The following is a 17,351-nucleotide window of genomic DNA, read 5'->3' as shown; positions in this document are numbered from 1 at the left end:
GACGACATGACTCTCTTGGAAAAAAGTTTGACCTTGGCGTTATTTGTAGCGAGCGTTATTTCGTCTGTGTGGTGGCCGACGATGCCAGATTGGCGATGGTTGCTGCTGGGCATAATTACCACTGGTACAATTATCAAATTACGTCGTGGCTTATTGAGCATAGGCGCAATTTGGGGCTGTATGGTTGTCGTTATCCACGGCAATGTGATGAAACATCAAAGACAAGCCCTATTTCAATCAGAGGTGAATATTACCATAAATGGTAAAGTTGACAGCCCTTTTCGGAAAATAAGTCATGGATATGAAGGCATTGCGCAGATCAATCAGGTCAATTCTCAAAATCTGTTACCGTTTCTTAAACCAAAAATCCGATTAATAACCGCTTTCCCACTGCCTGTTAACAGTGAGTTTACTACTCAGGTGACCATAAAACCTATTTTGGGTTTAAGGAATGAGGCGGGATACGATGCAGAAAAGCAAGCGATCGGAAGGGGCATTGTCGCAAGAGCCGTCGCCTCTGCCGACGCCACTTGGCGTATCCGCACCCGTTCTACATTTCGACAGCAAATTATTCAAGCCGTTCATGGTTATATTTCTGAACTTGACCATTTTCCTTTAATTAGCGCGTTGGCCTTTAGTGACCGCTCACAGCTTACCAAGTCGGATTGGCAGTCTTTACGAGACAGCGGATTGCTGCATTTGGTCTCCATTTCTGGATTGCACATTGGTATGGCGTTTGCGTTTGGCATGAGCTTAGGTTTTGTTATTCGACTATGTTTACCCAAGTACATATACCTTCCTTTTGTTATTGGGTTACTGTCTGCGTTAATTTATGCGTGGTTGGCAGACTTTTCTTTGCCGACAACGCGTGCTTTTTCAGTTTGTGTTATTTATCTCGTTCACAAGTCTGCCAGGGTTTATTGGTCACCTTGGCAAGTGTTATTGCTTGCTGTCTCAATACAACTTTTCATTGAGCCCTTTGCTTCATTCACTCTGAGTTTCTGGCTGTCTTATTTATCCGTCGTTGCTGTGCTTTTGGCCGTGAATGTGGTTCAACATCCACGTGGCAGCTGGCAAACCAAGCTAAGCCATCTGCTAAAAATACAGTTAATACTTACTTTTCTTATCATACCGATAAGTGGTGTGTTTTTCTCAGGCACGAGTTTGGTCTCCATCGCTTACAATCTGATCTTCATTCCTTTTTTTGGCTTTTTGGTCGTCCCTCTGATATTCCTGGCGTTGATTGCAACCCCAATTATTTCTCAACTGGCAGAGGCCCTTTGGCAACTACTTGATTGGGTGTTGTTACCACTGACATGGTCGCTACAGTTTGCGGTAGGGAGTTGGTATACCTTAAGTTTGCCTTTGACTTTATCTATGTCTGCACTGGCTCTTTGTGGGCTGTTGAAGCGATTTTTGAGCAAAAGAGCATTGTTTCCGATTATTTCGGTCGTCACTGGTGTCAGCATTTTTTATGAACGTGGAACCAGCGCTTGGCGTGTCGATGTGTTAGATGTCGGACACGGTCTTGCTGTATTAATCGAGAAGCAAGGAAAGGTGGCTCTTTATGACACTGGGAAAATTTGGCAGTCAGGAAGTATCGCGCAGCAAGTGATCGCACCTATATTGCACCGCAGAGGCTTTGATTTCATCGATAAATTCATTATTAGTCACGCTGATTCGGACCATGCTGGGGGGAAAGAGTACATAGAGCAGCATTTTTCGCCAACGCAGAAATTCAGTAGCCAAAATTATTCAAATTACCAATCTTGTATTGCTGGTGAACGCTGGCTCTGGCAAGGATTAGACTTTGAGGTTCTTTGGCCTCCAAACCAAGTACAACGAGCTTATAACCCCCACTCCTGTGTTGTTCGAGTTGTTGATAAAGGATCGGATTTTAAACTGTTACTAACGGGGGATATTGAAGCGGTCAGCGAGTGGATACTCATGCGTGAGCCGCAGAAGCTAGTCAGTGATGTGATGTTGGTTCCCCACCATGGCAGCAAGAGTTCTTCGAATCCCGCATTGGTTCAAGTCGTATCTCCAACATTAGCGATAGCCTCTTTAGCAAAAAATAATCAATGGGGCATGCCTGCGGAAAATGTCTTATCGGCGTATCAGGAAGTGAATGCCCATTGGCTGGATACGGGAAATCATGGCCAGGTATCGGTGTTTATTGAGCGAGACAATTGGTACTTTGCAGTGAAACGTAGTGAGACAATTGAGCCTTGGTATAGGCAGATGCTGCGTAAGGGAGTAGAATAATAGTCTTAATGTAAGGAAATAAAGCACTTCTATGTCGATAAATACTGATGAAACAACTTGGCAGACGTTTAAGCGTCTATGGCAATTTATCCGCTTATATAAATCAGGTCTAATCGTTGCTGTTGTAGCATTGGTTGTTAATGCTGCCTCTGATACTTATATGATCTCTTTACTAAAACCATTGCTTGATGAGGGTTTTGGTAGCGCTGAGTCAGATTTCCTACGTACGCTTCCATTAATTGTTTTCGCCATGATGTTTATTCGTGGTGTGAGTGGTTTTGTCTCCACCTACTGCTTGAGCTGGGTATCCGGCAATGTAGTGATGAAAATTCGCCGCATGGTGTTTAATCACTTTATGCATATGCCAGTTTCTTACTTTGATAAAGAACAAACAGGCAGTCTACTTTCTCGTATTACTTACGACTCTGAGCAAGTTTCTGCGGCGACCAGCCAAGCGTTAGTGAGCATAGTGCGTGAAGGCGCGAGTATTATTGGTTTGCTGGTTTTGATGTTCTATAACAGCTGGCAACTGTCACTGGTTTTGTTTGCCGTTGCACCTGTCGTCGCGTTTGGTATTAGTGTTGTTTCCAAACGATTCAGAAAGATCTCAAAAAACATGCAGACGATGATGGGCAATGTAACTGCCTCGGCAGAGCAAATGCTGAAAGGTCACAAAGTCGTATTGAGCTACGGTGGTCAAGATATTGAAGGCAAGCGCTTTGAAAAAGTCAGTAACCAAATGCGCCAACAAAGCATGAAGTTGGTCACAGCTCAAGCCGCAGCAAACCCAATTATTCAAATGATCGCGTCGATAGCCATTGTTGTGGTGCTGTACTTAGCAAGTATTGATTCAATCAAAGAGCAGTTAACTCCGGGTACCTTTACCGTTGTATTCTCTGCGATGTTTGGTTTGATGCGTCCGCTTAAAGCACTGACAAACGTAACATCACAGTTTCAACGAGGTATGGCAGCGAGCCAGACCTTGTTTGCATTGGTCGACTTAGAACCAGAGAAGAACGAAGGTAAGTTCACGGTAGATCGTGTGCTTGGCGATGTTTCAGTAAAGAATGTGAGCTTTACCTACGAAGGGACAGAGAAGCCTGCATTGAATAATGTCAGCTTTGATATCCCAAGAGGTAAAACCGTTGCTTTGGTAGGGCGCTCAGGCTCAGGTAAAAGTACGATAGCGAACTTATTTAACCGTTTTTACGATGTGAACAGTGGTGAAATAACGCTCGATGGACACGATATCCGTGATTTTGAGCTCAAAAACTTACGAGAGCAGTTTGCTCTCGTCTCGCAAAATGTGCATCTGTTCAACGATACGATTGCTAACAATATTGCTTACGCGACAGAAGACAAGTACTCACGTGAAGATATTGAACGTGCCGCTAGTCTCGCTCATGCAATGGAGTTCATCAGCAAAATGGATAACGGGCTAGATGCAATGATTGGCGAGAATGGTGCAAGTCTTTCTGGCGGTCAGCGTCAACGTGTCGCGATTGCTCGAGCCTTGCTGCGTGATGCGCCAGTCCTGATCCTTGACGAGGCAACATCTGCTCTAGATACTGAATCAGAGCGTGCAATCCAGTCCGCTTTGGATGAGCTACAAAAAGACAGAACGGTATTAGTCATTGCCCACCGCTTATCTACGATTGAGAATGCGGATGAAATTTTGGTTGTCGATGAAGGGGAAATTGTTGAGCGCGGTAGCCACGCAGATTTAATTGCAAAAGATGGTGCATATGCTCAGCTTCACCGTATCCAGTTTGGCGCTTAACAAACGTGGTTGAAAAGATCTGGTTTGAAAACCATCCCCTCAAATACTTGCTTTGGCCATTATTGTGGCCACTGAGCCTGTTATTTGGCGTGATTAGTCGGTCTAAGCGACAGCAATATCAATCTGGGAAAAAACAAGCGTACAGAGCGCCTGTGCCTGTTGTTGTGGTTGGTAATATTACCGCTGGTGGTAATGGTAAAACACCAGTTGTGGTATGGCTGGTCGAACAATTGCAACAACTTGGCTTTAAGCCTGGTGTCGTGTCTCGAGGCTATGGTGCAAAAGCGCCGCAGTATCCGCTCGTTCTGAATGATAATACGCCAGCGAAACACTGTGGTGACGAGCCAAAACTGATTCATCGCCGTACCGGTGCGCCTGTGGCAGTGGATCCGGTTCGTGCCAATGCAGTGAAAGCATTAATAGGAATGGGCGTCGACATCATCATTACTGACGATGGGCTGCAGCATTACGCCTTAGAGCGAGATATCGAGTTTGTTATCGTTGATGGTAATCGCCGCTTTGGTAATGAAAGCCTAATTCCCCTTGGACCACTTCGTGAAGGGGTAGAGCGTCTTGCTGAGGTCGACTTTATCATTACCAATGGTGGTCAAGCGCTGCAAAATGAAATGCCCATGTTGTTATCGCCCGCTAAAGCGATAAATTTAAAGACTAAGCAGCAAGTTGAGGTGCGTGAACTGCATGATCTTGTTGCGTTTGCAGGAATTGGGCATCCACCAAGATTTTTTAATACACTTACCGCAATGAATGCGGACATCAAAGTGACGAAAGGCTTTGCCGATCATCAAGACTTTGACCAGCAAGAATTACAGGCATTGGCTCTACAGGGAGCAAATGTGATTATGACAGAAAAGGATGCCGTCAAATGCGACAGTTATGCGCAAGACAATTGGTGGTATCTGCCCGTTTCTGCTCAATTTGAAATCAGCGATGCAGAACGAATTTTAAAGCGAATAAAAGAGGTTAAAGCGACTTATGGATCACCGTCTGCTTGAGATTGTAGCTTGCCCTGTGTGCAAAGGTAAGCTGACGTACGATAAAGAAAATCAAGAGTTGATCTGCAAACTGGATCGCCTTGCTTACCCAATCAAAGAGGGTATTCCAGTTCTGTTGGAGCCAGAAGCAAGAACCATGAGTATGGACGAGGGGCGCTAATGTCTTTTACGGTTGTTATTCCTGCGCGTTACGCGTCAAGCCGCTTACCGGGTAAGCCATTGGCGGATATTGGTGGTAAACCAATGATCCAATGGGTTTACGAACAAGCATTACAAGCAGGCGCTGAAGATGTGATTATTGCAACCGACGATGAGCGCGTGTCGGCGGCAGCAGAGCAGTTTGGTGGTAAGGTCTGTATGACTTCTCCCCATCATGAATCTGGTACTGAGCGACTTGCAGAAGTGGTAGAAAAAATGGCTATTCCTGCCGATCACATTGTGGTGAATGTTCAGGGTGATGAACCGTTAATTCCGCCGTCTATTATTCGTCAAGTGGCTGATAACTTAGCAGGTTGCGATGCACCAATGGCAACGCTTGCGGTTGAGATTGAATCGGAGCTGGAAGTCTTCAACCCGAACGCAGTAAAAGTGGTGACGGACAAGCGTGGTTATGCCATGTACTTCAGTCGAGCAACGATTCCTTGGGATCGTGACCATTTTTCTCAACAAGACAAAACGATCGTGAATCCATTGATGCGTCATATCGGCATCTATGCTTATCGTGCAGGCTTTATCAATACTTATGTGAATTGGCAGCCAAGCCCCCTTGAGCAAATCGAGTGCTTGGAGCAACTTCGAGTGCTTTGGTACGGAGAAAATATTCATGTTGAGGTTGCAAAAGAAGCGCCAGCGGCGGGTGTCGACACACCAGAAGATTTAGAGTTAGTGCGAGCATTTGTTGCTACGCAAGCATAATATGTTTGCCACTGTGGTTTTTTAGATTAGTAAGGCTCCTTTTCTAGGAGCCTTTTTTCATGACGGTGGGATAGATTCCACAAAACTTAGCTGATATACAAGCTAGATATTGGTGTCGTATTGATTTCGTTTCGGACAGGTTGAGAGGATTTCTCGGTGTCCTGTGTCTTTGACTTCTTCTAAAATGACATCGAAGCCCCATAAGCGATACACGTGCTTCAATACCTCTTCGTAACTGTTATCCAAAGGAATTCGGTTATGAGGGACGTATTGTAACGTGAGCGAACGGTCACCACGGACATCCACGTTAAAGACTTGAATGTTCGGCTCCAGATTCGCCAAGTTGTACTGCGCCGCCAGAGTTTCGCGTATGCGTCGGTACCCCATCTCATCATGAATGGCTGCAACTTCGATGAAATTTTTGCGATCATCATCGTTGATGGCAAACAATTTAAAATCACGCATGAGTTTCGGTGACAAATATTGGCTAATAAAGCTCTCGTCCTTGAAGTTATGCATCGCAAAGTGAACCGCTTCTAGCCAGTCTGATCCTGCTAACTCAGGGAACCACTCTTTGTCTTCGTTTGTTGGCTCTTCACAGATACGTTTGATGTCGCGAAACATCGCAAAGCCAAGTGCGTAAGGGTTAATGCCGCTAAAGTACGGACTGTTATATGATGGCTGCGCAACCACGCTAGTGTGGCTGTGTAGAAACTCGAGAATGAACTTCTCAGACACTAAGCCGTCATCATAAAGATGATTAAGTATGGTGTAGTGCCAGAAAGTCGCCCAGCCCTCATTCATGACCTGAGTTTGCTTCTGTGGGTAGAAGTATTGACTTACCTTGCGCACGATACGCAAAATCTCACGTTGCCATGGTTCAAGAAGAGGGGCGTGTTTCTCAAAGAAATAGAGTAAGTTCTCTTGCGGCTCACTGGGGAAGCGAATTTTTGTGTCTTCCTCTTCCGTTTTTGATTGCGGAACAGTTCGCCATAGCTGATTCACTTGCGATTGTAGGTATGCCTCACGCTCTTCCTGACGCGCTTTCTCCTCGTTGATAGAAATTTTTTCAGGGCGTTTATAACGGTCCACACCAAAATTCATTAAGGCATGGCAAGAGTCGAGCAGCTGTTCGACTTCATGTACCCCGTAGCGTTCCTCGCATTTCGCAATGTAGTTTTTAGCGAACAGGAGATAATCTATAATTGAGCCAGCATCGGTCCAAGTTTGGAATAGGTAATTACCTTTAAAGAAGGAGTTATGCCCATAACAAGCATGAGCAATAACCAGTGCCTGCATGGTAATGGTATTTTCTTCCATTAAATAGGCGATGCATGGATCAGAGTTAATGACGATCTCGTATGCCAATCCCATCTGTCCGTGCTTATAGTTTTGTTCCGTCTGGATGAACTTTTTACCGAAAGACCAGTGGTTGTAGTTGATGGGCATACCTATGCTCGAGTACGCGTCCATCATTTGTTCCGAGGTGATTACCTCGATCTGATTGGGGTAGGTATCGAGACGGTAATGTTCTGCGACACGTTTTATTTCTTTATGGTAGCGTTCCAGCAGCTCAAACGTCCAGTCGGGGCCATCTGGTAGCATATTTTCTCTACGCTTTTTCGGGGCCTCCCCCGAAAGGTTTGTCGTTGCGGTGTTCATCGCTAGCCCCCTTACGCTGTTTCTTTTTGGAATAGTTCTCGGAAGACCGGGAAGATATCTTCTACAGAGCGGATGTTTTTCATGGCGAAGTTTGGAAAGGCTTCAAACAGCTTTTCATATTCATGCCACAGGGTTTGATGCGTACGTCGTGTAATCTCGATGTATGAATAGTACTGACAGTTGGGGAGTAACTTGTTAATGAGTAGTTCTCGGCAACGAGGTGAATCATCCGCCCAGTTATCCCCATCAGATGCTTGAGCGGCATAGATGTTCCACTGGCCTACGGGGTAGCGTTCTTGTACGATCTCGTGCATTAGTTTGAGCGCGCTCGACACAATGGTGCCCCCTGTTTCCTGTGAATAGAAAAACTCATGCTCGTCGACTTCTTTGGCTTGGGTATGATGTCGAATGAATACCACTTCAACGTTCTCATAGGTACGTGTTAAAAATAGGTAAAGAAGCACATAGAAGCGTTTTGCCATGTCTTTGGTGGCTTGGTCCATAGAACCTGACACGTCCATCAGGCAGAACATCACTGCTTGACTGGATGGTACAGGGCGCTTCTCATAGTTTTTAAAACGTAAGTCGAAAGTATCGATGAATGGTACGTTTTCAATGGTCTTGCGCAGATCTTGAATTTCTTTCTTCAGGCGATTTTCTTCAAGTTGTTGAGCAGGCTCGATGTTTTTGATGCGAGTTAGTTCATCCTCCAACTCGGTGAGAAGACGTTTTTTACCTGCGGTCATTGCAGTGCGTCGTGCTAACGATTGTTGCAGTGAACGAACAATCGCAATGTTGGACGGCATGCCAGCAGTTTGATAACCCGCGCGGTGTGTTTTCCACTCGGTAATTTTAGCAATTTGATTTTTTTCAAGGTTCGGTAGTTCTAAATCTTCAAATAGGATGTCGAGATACTCATCTTTTGAAATTTGGAAAACGAACTCATCCTGACCTTCGCCGTCGGGGCTAGCATTGCCTTCACCAGCACCACCACCTTGGCCACCGCCTTTCGGACGTTCTATTTTGTCACCAGTGATAAATTGGTCGTTGCCTGGGTGCACGCGCTCTCGTTCACCCCCTTTGCCCTGATGGAACATAGGTTCGTTGATATCTTTGTGCGGTATTGCAACGTCTTCGCCCGTTTCCGTGTTCGTGATTGAGCGTCGATTCACTGCGTCAGCTACCGACTCTTTAATCTGCTCTTTATGACGCTTCAAGAAGCGCTGTCGATTAACAGCGCTCTTGTTTTTGCCATTGAGCCTTCGGTCTATAAATTGCGCCATGAAATAGCCCTCTTCATGTTTCACAAGCGACCTAACTCAAATTGGTTAGGATGACTTACGTACTCGTAGGTACCACTCAGAAAGCAGGCGAACCTGTTTCTCTGTGTAACCTTTTTCCATCATGCGAGCGACAAAGTCGTCGTGTTTCTTCTGATCTTCAGAAGAGGTTTTCGCATTGAATGAAATAACCGGAAGCAGTTCTTCTGTGTTAGAGAACATTTTTTTCTCGATTACTGTGCGCAGTTTTTCGTAGCTGGTCCAAACCGGGTTGAGACCATTGTTATTGGCCTTCGCACGAAGCACAAAGTTAACGATTTCGTTGCGGAAATCTTTTGGATTGGAGATGCCAGCCGTTTTTTCGATTTTCTCTAGTTCAGCGTTAAGAGAAGCGCGATCGAACAGCTGTCCAGTTTCTGGATCGCGGTATTCTTGGTCTTGGATCCAAAAATCAGCGTACGTTACGTAGCGGTCGAAAATGTTCTGACCGTATTCTGAGTACGATTCTAAATATGCAGTCTGAACTTCTTTGCCGATGAACTCGACATAGCGAGGTACTAGGTAACCTTTCAAAAACTCAAGGTATTTCTCGGCCGCTTCAGGAGGAAATTGCTCGCGTTCTACTTGCTGTTCAATGACGTAGAACAGATGAACAGGGTTGGCCGCCACTTCAGTCTGGTCGAAGTTAAATACCCGCGATAAGATTTTAAACGCGAAACGTGTAGATAGGCCATTCATGCCTTCATCGACACCTGCATAGTCACGGTACTCTTGGTAGCTCTTCGCTTTTGGATCCGTGTCTTTCAGTGTCTCACCGTCGTACACTCGCATTTTAGAAAAGAGGGATGAGTTTTCAGGCTCTTTAAGTCGAGAAAGTATACTGAATTGGGCCAGAGTCTCGAGTGTACTCGGAGAACAAGGCGCTTTGGAAAGTTCACTGTTTTCAAGCAGTTTCTGGTAGATCTTCACTTCTTCCGATACACGTAGGCAGTAAGGTACCTTCACTATGTATACACGGTCCAAGAACGCTTCATTATTCTTGTTGTTACGGAAGGTTTGCCACTCCGATTCGTTTGAGTGCGCTAGTATCATGCCATCGAATGGAATCGCCGATAAACCTTCGGTGCCGTTGAAGTTACCTTCTTGGGTTGCCGTCAAAAGTGGGTGAAGAACCTTGATTGGCGCTTTGAACATCTCAACGAATTCCATCAAGCCTTGGTTCGCTTTACACAGGGCGCCAGAGTAGCTGTAGGCATCTGGGTCGTCTTGCGAGTAATGCTCGAGCTGACGAATATCGACTTTACCAACTAAAGATGAAATGTCTTGGTTATTTTCATCGCCGGGCTCGGTTTTCGCAATCGCTACTTGGTCGAGAATGGAAGGTCTAACTTTAAGCACTTTGAATTTGGTGATGTCGCCACCAAATTCATGCAGACGTTTCGCTGCCCATGGTGACATGATTGAGCGTAAGTAACGGTGTTCAATACCGTACTCTTTCTTAAGGATCTCACCATCTTCCGTTGGGTTAAAAAGGCAGAATGGGTGGTCGTTAACCGGGCTTCGTACGCCGTTAGCACTCAATACATAAACTGGCATTTTTTCCATTAACGCTTTTAGCTTCTCGGCAAGTGACGATTTACCACCACCAACAGGGCCGAGCAGATATAAGATTTGTTTGCGTTCTTCTAAACCTTGCGCTGCGTGTTTGAGGTAAGAAACAATCTGTTCAATTGCGTCTTCCATACCGTAAAAGTCTTTGAAGGTTTCATAGCGTGAGATGACACGATTGGAGAATATACGGCTCAGCGTTGGGTCTTTAGCAGTGTCAATGACTTCAGGCTCTCCGATAGCCAGAAGCAGGCGCTCTGCTGCATTAGCGTAAGCACTTTTGTCGTCTTTACACAGGGCCAAGAAATCCTGTAACGACATCTCTTCATCTTTTGCTGCTTCATATCTTGATTGATAGTGGTCAAAAATACTCATGTCGCTTTCCCCTTTAACTAGTCAGTCTACCGACAAACGTTTACGCAGGCTTACCCACTCTTTTTATGCCTTTCGTTGTACGAGTTATACGTCCTGTTATCACGTTTGGTTTGTACTGGACACAAGCCAGATCACACCATAGATTTTGCTTTGTGGACTATTTTTCAGTGCAACAGAAAGCGATGGATAAGCGTTATTCAATCTCTCCCTTTCCCACTTTAAGCCTAGTCGGGGATTTCCAATTTTGCTTAACAATTATGAATTTATTGTAAAAGTGAAAGTTAAATCACTGTTTAGAGATTTAACAATTTGAGCAAGGGAACGATGCAATAGAAATCCGCTAGCAAGTGTAAGAACAATATTACTAGTGGTACGTTCTTAAATTGCGGAGAAGAAACGCCTTAATCAGGTCTAACGAGAGGGCTGAGATGTGATAGGGGTAAAGAAAAAGGAGCGCATTTTCGCTCCTTTTCAGATGTTTGATGAACTATGCGTTAAAGATTTGCGCCAGTTCGTTTGCGCACAAGTGGTATTGACGCGGACAATTGCGCCATGTTTTAAGCATGCGGCGGTATTTGTCTAGCATTGGTATTTGGCTGTTAAAGTGATGGTCTGCCTTATCAAACTGAGGGTAGAGGCCTTCAGAGTCCACGAGAAAGCGAACGTAGTGGACTTGTTGTGCTTCTGTGGCGATATCAAAGCCAAGGAATTGTTGACGACGTTGATCAAATTTGTCGCGTTCCTCGTCGTCCAGCATTTTGTTTGACTCTTGCATCGCGTGGTACATCTCCATGATGTCAATGACTTCGCGACATTCGGCTTCAGTGATGCAGCCAAAGTTTTTGTTCAGTTCGTGCATTTGCAGTTCGTAGCCACGTTCTACAATAGTTCGCAGGCGGCTGTATTTCGCCGAGTTGCTAGGGTCAAGTTGAGACATTAGGTTGTATTGGTTTGATAGGATCAAACGTTGAGCGTTTGACATTTCCATGATGACCTCACTAAATAATCTAATACATTATTAATGTGCTTAGCTTAACGTTTCGAGCGAAGGTGAAACATGATCTCAACACCTATTTAATATAGAAAATACTAAGAATTGCTGAATTTATTCTGTCCGCAAATACCGAGCCTCTTTGGTGGTGACTGCTTATTTACGATAATGGTTGTATATATAGTCTCGGTCTGAAAAGACTCTTAACCACTCTGGTTTGAAAACCGTTAACACGGCCAGTGACATTCCGTTCAGGAGCCCCTCCGGGAAAGCAAGTAATGGGACGAAAACAAAGTAGTTATGTTGGATGGTTTGCCAGTCGTAATCACCGACAGTAAGGTAATAAAAAGCGTTGATAAGTAAATGTAGGCTACCAGTGAGCGCACCATTGAAGAACCCTGCCGCAAAAATGAAAACAAATATATTGCGTGGTAGGTATTGATAGCTGAGCAGAAAAATGAGGTGGCTAATGAGTATTGGCACCAGCGCAGAAAGTATAAGCGCGCTTGGTAGTGTAGGGAGTGGAATGTCATAAATCAGATAATTGACCACTATAACAGGGATACACATCAGAAAAGCCATCCGCCAACCGTACATCAAGGTTAGCGTTGTTACAGCCAGAAAATGGATTTGTAACCCTTCTTTCACCCCAGCTTTAGCTGTCCACAAAATACTAAGAAGGAACAGTGTCGCGAAGACCAAATGTTGGAATGGCTTTTCTTGTTCCATTTTCGGCCAGACGACTTGTCGCCAATCCGGTAGGCAGTAAATGACGGCGACCCAGCAAACAATGATGACCGAAACGAAATTAAACCAATCCATGTGTTGTCCTACGTTTTTCCTTTGTGCTCTGCTTACGGCTTAGTATTTTTTAATACGTCCAATATGAGTACGATAGGGCATGAGGCTCATTCCATTTGTTTGTTCGAACCAAATACCAGTGTGGTGTATGGGTAAAAAAATACCAGCAATCTGCTGGTATCTTCAATCTGTTCATAAGCCTAATGTAACGTTCAACTTAATAGCTGAATGTCATTTAGTATTTCACATTTGGATGATATTGGGAAAGGATTGATTGGATTTCATCCATGGTCTCTTTTGATGGGGGATTGACACCCTCAAGCGGATATTCAATACCAAGCGCTTCCCATTTGTGTGCGCCAAGCTTATGGTAAGGCAGAAGTTCGACCTTCTCTATGTTATCCATGTTTTCAATGAACTCACCAAGCATGTGCGCAGCTTCGGGCTCGTCAGTGTAGCCCGGAACAACGACATAACGGATCCAAGTTTTTTGACCAACCTTATGGAGGTAACGAGCAAAATCTAAAACGCGGCGATTAGAGACGCCGATGAATTCCTGATGGGTCTCGTCTTTCATATGCTTAAGGTCAAGCATGACAAGGTCAGTCGCATCCAACACTTCGTCGATAACCTCGGTATGCTTGCGGACATAGCCGTTAGTGTCTAGGCAGGTATGAATGCCCTCAGCTTTAGCTGCGCGGAAGAAGTCACGCACAAATTCAGGCTGAAGCATTGCTTCGCCGCCAGAACAAGTAATGCCGCCACCTGATGCATTCATGAAATGACGATAGGTTTTTGCTTCAGCAATAATCTCTTCTACTGTCACTTCCTTGCCGTCATGCGTATCCCAAGTATCACGGTTGTGGCAATATTTACAGCGCATTAAGCAGCCTTGCAAGAAGACGATAAAACGAATACCAGGCCCGTCTACGGTACCACATGACTCGAACGAGTGAATACGACCAGTAGTTGACATCTTTTGCTCTCATTTATAATCAATTCTAGGCGTTATTTTATTACAAATTGAAGGGTTAAAACAGTCAAAGCGGAGTTTGTTGGCGAGATAATGAGTGAAGAAAATGGCGAGTGAAGGCTCACACGCCATCGAAGTGGCTTTTCGTTAAAAGAAAGCAAACAAAGATAGAGAGCCAGTACCGTAAACGTCGGTTTGGGCTTCTTCATAGTCCGGTGTTTTCACGGTAAATGTTAAACTTGCGCCATAGTTTTGGTTATACCAAGTGGCACCAGCGACAGCACTCGCTTGCCAGTTTTGTAACGTCACATCATATTGTTCAGATGGCTCAGGTAAACCGGAGCGATCACCTTCAATGGTGATATCATTGAAGCGGTAGCGACCTTCAAAACCAGTAAATAAGAACCAACTAGAAGAGCTTTTGGCCAGCATACTGGCATGGAATGGGCTCTCAACACTGATGTTTGCAGCGCCAATGCTGCTTGCTAGGTCAGTACCCCAACGGAACATCACACCTTGTGAAACATCACTTCGGAAGTTACCTGCATTGATATCGTTTACATTGGTGATTTCCCACTGTGTGTCTTCACCTTCACTGCGTATCAATTTGTTGAATGCGCGGTAACCAACGCTGAAGGCGATTCCATCATCAATCTGGTAATCCCAACCTTTAGGGTCCGGTGAGCCTGTAATGCCGTGTACTAGTTCCTGCGCTTTCTCTGAAAACGAGCTCTCACCTGTTGCACCTACCGTGAAGTTGTAGCGAACGGCTTTATCATCAGTCAATGAGATGTAGTTGATTTCGGTATGAAGGTAGCCAGCGTAAGGTCGTTCGTTCGTAAGAGGGTAATCAGCTTCGATTTGACTGGGTGTGAACATCTTATGACCGAGCACGATTTCAATTTTATCGACGTTATTTTGGCTGTTATTATTGAGTGTAAACCAATTCCACTCTTTATCTTCACGAAGTTTTTCTGTCGCGTAAGAAAGGAAAATGCCATTGGTGTAGTCTTGGTCAACGCCAAAGATACCATCGTTATCTAGAGTAAAGGAGACTGTGGATTTGGTGGAAGCAACTGCCGCAGGAGACAGCAGAGCAAGGACGAGTAATTTACTAAGTTTCATATATTTTTTTTGCCAGCTTTTTTCGCATCATACGGAAGATCACACACAAAATCTCCCACAATGTCGCAACTTTAGTCCAAGAAACGAAAAAAGGCCGATGTTGCTAAGCATCGGCCTTTTAATTATTACTCAGAGTGCTAATTCAATCGGTCTTATAGAGACTCAGTGAATGTACGTGCGATTACGTCAGCTTGCTGCTCTGCAGTCAGAGAATTGAAGCGTACAGCGTAACCCGATACACGGATGGTTAGCTGAGGGTATTTCTCTGGGTGCTTCACCGCGTCTTCTAGGGTTTCACGGTTAAGCACGTTCACGTTTAAATGCTGGCCACCTTCAATACCAGATTCATGGTGGAAATAGCCATCCATTAGGCCTGCAAGGTTAGCGCGTTGTGAACCTTCATCTTTACCTAGAGCGTTAGGTACGATAGAGAACGTGTAAGAGATACCATCTTTTGCATGGGCAAACGGCAATTTACCAACAGACGTTAGAGATGCAACTGCGCCTTTTTCGTCACGGCCGTGCATAGGGTTAGCACCTGGTGCGAAAGGAGCACCCGCGCGACGGCCGTCAGGTGTGTTACCCGTCTTCTTACCATATACCACGTTTGAAGTGATAGTCAGGATAGACTGAGTTGGGATTGAGTCACGATAAGTCTTCAGCTGACGAATCTTGTTCATGAATACTTCAACAAGTTCACAAGCGATGTCATCTACGCGAGCATCGTTGTTACCAAATTTAGGGTAATCGCCATCGATTTCAAAGTCGATTGCTATGCCATCTTCGTCACGAACTGGTTTAACTTTCGCGTGCTTGATTGCAGATAGTGAGTCTGCTGCAACAGACAGACCAGCGATACCACAAGCCATAGTACGACGAACGTCGCGGTCATGCAGAGCCATTAGTGCTGCTTCGTAGCTGTACTTGTCGTGCATGAAGTGGATGCTGTTTAGTGCAGTTACGTACTGTTTTGCCAGCCAATCCATGAAGTGGTCTAGCTTGCCCCACACATCATCAAAATCGAGAACTTCATCAGTGATCTTAGGCATCTCAGGACCAACCTGGATCTTCAGTTTCTCATCCACACCACCGTTGATAACGTATAGAAGAGTCTTAGCTAGGTTAGCGCGAGCACCGAAGAATTGCATGTGTTTACCAATGATCATTGGTGATACACAACATGCGATAGCGTAGTCATCAGACTCGAAGTCCGGACGCATCAGGTCATCGTTCTCGTACTGGATTGATGAAGTATCGATAGACACTTTTGCACAGAATTTTTTGAAGCCTTCAGGTAATTGCTCAGACCAAAGTACAGTGATGTTTGGCTCTGGAGAAGGGCCCATAGTGTACAGAGAGTTTAGGAAACGGAAGTTTGAACGCGTCACTAGCGTACGACCGTCAAGGCCCATACCACCCATAGACTCTGTTGCCCAGATTGGGTCGCCAGAGAACAGATCATCGTACTCAGGAGTACGTAGGAAACGAACCATACGAAGTTTCATTACGAAGTGGTCGATCATCTCTTGTGCGTCGACTTCAGTGATCTTACCTTCTGCGATATCACGTTCGATGTAGATATCGAGGAAAGTAGAAGTACGACCTAGAGACATTGCTGCGCCGTTTTGAGACTTAACCGCAGCTAGGTAACCAAAGTAAGTCCATTGGATTGCTTCTTGTGCCGTTTCTGCTGGACGAGAGATATCACAACCATATTTCTCAGCCATCACTTTCATTTGGCCAAGTGCACGGTGCTGTTCAGCGATCTCTTCGCGAAGCTGCATCGTCATTTGTAGATCTTCACCATTCTCAAAACGCACTTGTAGAGACTTGAATTGAGCTAGCTTATCTTCCATTAGGCGGTCGATACCGTACAGAGCAATACGACGGTAGTCACCAATGATACGACCACGTCCGTAAGCATCAGGAAGCCCGGTTAGAACGCCTGATTTACGGCATGCTAGAATATCTGGAGTATAGATATCGAATACGCCAGTGTTGTGCGTTTTACGGTATTCTGTAAAGATCTTCTTAACTTGTGGGTCAAGCTCGCGATCATAAGCTTTACAAGAAGCCTCAACCATACGGATGCCACCGTTAGGAATGATTGCACGCTTTAAAGGAGCCTCAGTTTGTAAACCTACGATAGTTTCTAGGTCTTTTTCGATGTAGCCTGCATCGTGCGCAGTAACGGTAGAGATAACTGAAGTATCGAAATCAACAGGCGCGTGAGTTGCGTTCTCTATTTTGATACCTTCCATTACCTTGGCCCAAAGCTTGTTTGTCGCTTCAGTGCCCTCAGAAACTAGGAAAGATTCGTCGCCTTCGTACGGAGTGTAGTTCTTCTGAATGAAATCACGAACGTTTACTTCGTTTTGCCAGTCGCCTGCCGCAAAACCTTCCCAAGCTTTAGCAAATTGCTCTGCCATGACATACCTACCTTATTAGTAGAAAAAAACTCGTACTGATTCGCCGTTGAGCCAGCTATCTCCATGGTTAGGTGGAGAGCAGTACACACTTAATGAATAACAATATGTATAGTCTTAAACAGACACATGCGCGG

Annotated in this window: 13 protein-coding genes; 5 read left to right on the top strand and 8 right to left on the bottom strand. The window is 45.0% G+C overall.

Going from position 1 to position 17,351, the window contains the following annotated elements:
* The first annotated feature begins 6 nt into the window (after positions 1 to 6).
* From AND4_RS09685 to kdsB, 5 genes are read left to right on the top strand one after another with little or no spacing between them, the layout of a single operon-like run.
* Positions 7 to 2,265, top strand: coding sequence for a DNA internalization-related competence protein ComEC/Rec2 (locus tag AND4_RS09685; RefSeq protein ID WP_009842787.1), 2,259 nt, complete (start codon positions 7 to 9; stop codon positions 2,263 to 2,265).
* Positions 2,266 to 2,296: 31 nt separating this feature from the next.
* A complete protein-coding gene (gene msbA, locus AND4_RS09680; RefSeq protein WP_009842786.1) occupies positions 2,297 to 4,045 on the top strand; it encodes a lipid A ABC transporter ATP-binding protein/permease MsbA in 1,749 nt (582 codons plus the stop codon).
* Between the two features lie 5 nt (positions 4,046 to 4,050).
* On the top strand, positions 4,051 to 5,058 hold the full coding sequence (gene lpxK / locus AND4_RS09675) for a tetraacyldisaccharide 4'-kinase (RefSeq protein WP_009842785.1): 1,008 nt from the start codon (positions 4,051 to 4,053) through the stop codon (positions 5,056 to 5,058).
* The gene (locus AND4_RS09670; RefSeq protein ID WP_005390649.1) at positions 5,039 to 5,218 is read left to right on the top strand and encodes a Trm112 family protein; all 180 of its coding nucleotides are present in this window, start codon (positions 5,039 to 5,041) and stop codon (positions 5,216 to 5,218) included. The genes lpxK and AND4_RS09670 overlap by 20 nt, the downstream gene beginning before the upstream one ends.
* Positions 5,218 to 5,973: a 3-deoxy-manno-octulosonate cytidylyltransferase gene (gene kdsB, locus AND4_RS09665; protein WP_009842784.1), complete on the top strand. Its 756-nt coding sequence runs from the start codon at positions 5,218 to 5,220 to the stop codon at positions 5,971 to 5,973. Before AND4_RS09670 ends, kdsB begins: the two co-directional genes overlap by 1 nt.
* Positions 5,974 to 6,075: 102 nt before the next feature.
* On the opposite strand, the gene AND4_RS09660 is transcribed toward kdsB, so the two are convergent.
* The 8 genes from AND4_RS09660 to pflB form a co-directional block, all read right to left on the bottom strand.
* Positions 6,076 to 7,635, bottom strand: a complete 1,560-nt coding sequence (locus tag AND4_RS09660; protein ID WP_009842783.1) for a SpoVR family protein — start codon at positions 7,633 to 7,635, stop codon at positions 6,076 to 6,078.
* An 11-nt stretch (positions 7,636 to 7,646) separates the two neighbouring features.
* Positions 7,647 to 8,918, bottom strand: coding sequence for a YeaH/YhbH family protein (locus AND4_RS09655; RefSeq protein ID WP_009842782.1), 1,272 nt, complete (start codon positions 8,916 to 8,918; stop codon positions 7,647 to 7,649).
* 45 nt (positions 8,919 to 8,963) lie between these two features.
* On the bottom strand, positions 8,964 to 10,898 hold the full coding sequence (locus tag AND4_RS09650) for a PrkA family serine protein kinase (RefSeq protein WP_009842781.1): 1,935 nt from the start codon (positions 10,896 to 10,898) through the stop codon (positions 8,964 to 8,966).
* A gap of 487 nt (positions 10,899 to 11,385) precedes the next feature.
* Complete coding sequence (locus AND4_RS09645; protein ID WP_009842780.1) at positions 11,386 to 11,886, bottom strand: YfbU family protein; 501 nt, start codon at positions 11,884 to 11,886, stop codon at positions 11,386 to 11,388.
* Between the two features lie 159 nt (positions 11,887 to 12,045).
* Positions 12,046 to 12,711, bottom strand: coding sequence for an energy-coupling factor ABC transporter permease (locus AND4_RS09640; RefSeq protein WP_009842779.1), 666 nt, complete (start codon positions 12,709 to 12,711; stop codon positions 12,046 to 12,048).
* A gap of 214 nt (positions 12,712 to 12,925) precedes the next feature.
* Positions 12,926 to 13,666, bottom strand: a complete 741-nt coding sequence (pflA, locus tag AND4_RS09635) for a pyruvate formate lyase 1-activating protein (RefSeq protein ID WP_009842778.1) — start codon at positions 13,664 to 13,666, stop codon at positions 12,926 to 12,928.
* Positions 13,667 to 13,810: 144 nt separating this feature from the next.
* On the bottom strand, positions 13,811 to 14,788 hold the full coding sequence (locus AND4_RS09630) for a lipid A deacylase LpxR family protein (RefSeq protein ID WP_009842777.1): 978 nt from the start codon (positions 14,786 to 14,788) through the stop codon (positions 13,811 to 13,813).
* A gap of 152 nt (positions 14,789 to 14,940) precedes the next feature.
* Positions 14,941 to 17,217 carry a formate C-acetyltransferase gene (pflB, locus tag AND4_RS09625; RefSeq protein ID WP_009842776.1) on the bottom strand — a complete coding sequence of 759 codons (2,277 nt, stop codon included), beginning with the start codon at positions 17,215 to 17,217 and terminating at the stop codon, positions 14,941 to 14,943.
* Between the last annotated feature and the right edge of the window lie 134 nt (positions 17,218 to 17,351).

Origin of the sequence: Vibrio sp. AND4 (assembly GCF_000171815.1) — a bacterium.
Classification (GTDB): Bacteria; Pseudomonadota; Gammaproteobacteria; order Enterobacterales; family Vibrionaceae; genus Vibrio.
This window is presented reverse-complemented; position numbering and strand designations above follow the sequence as displayed.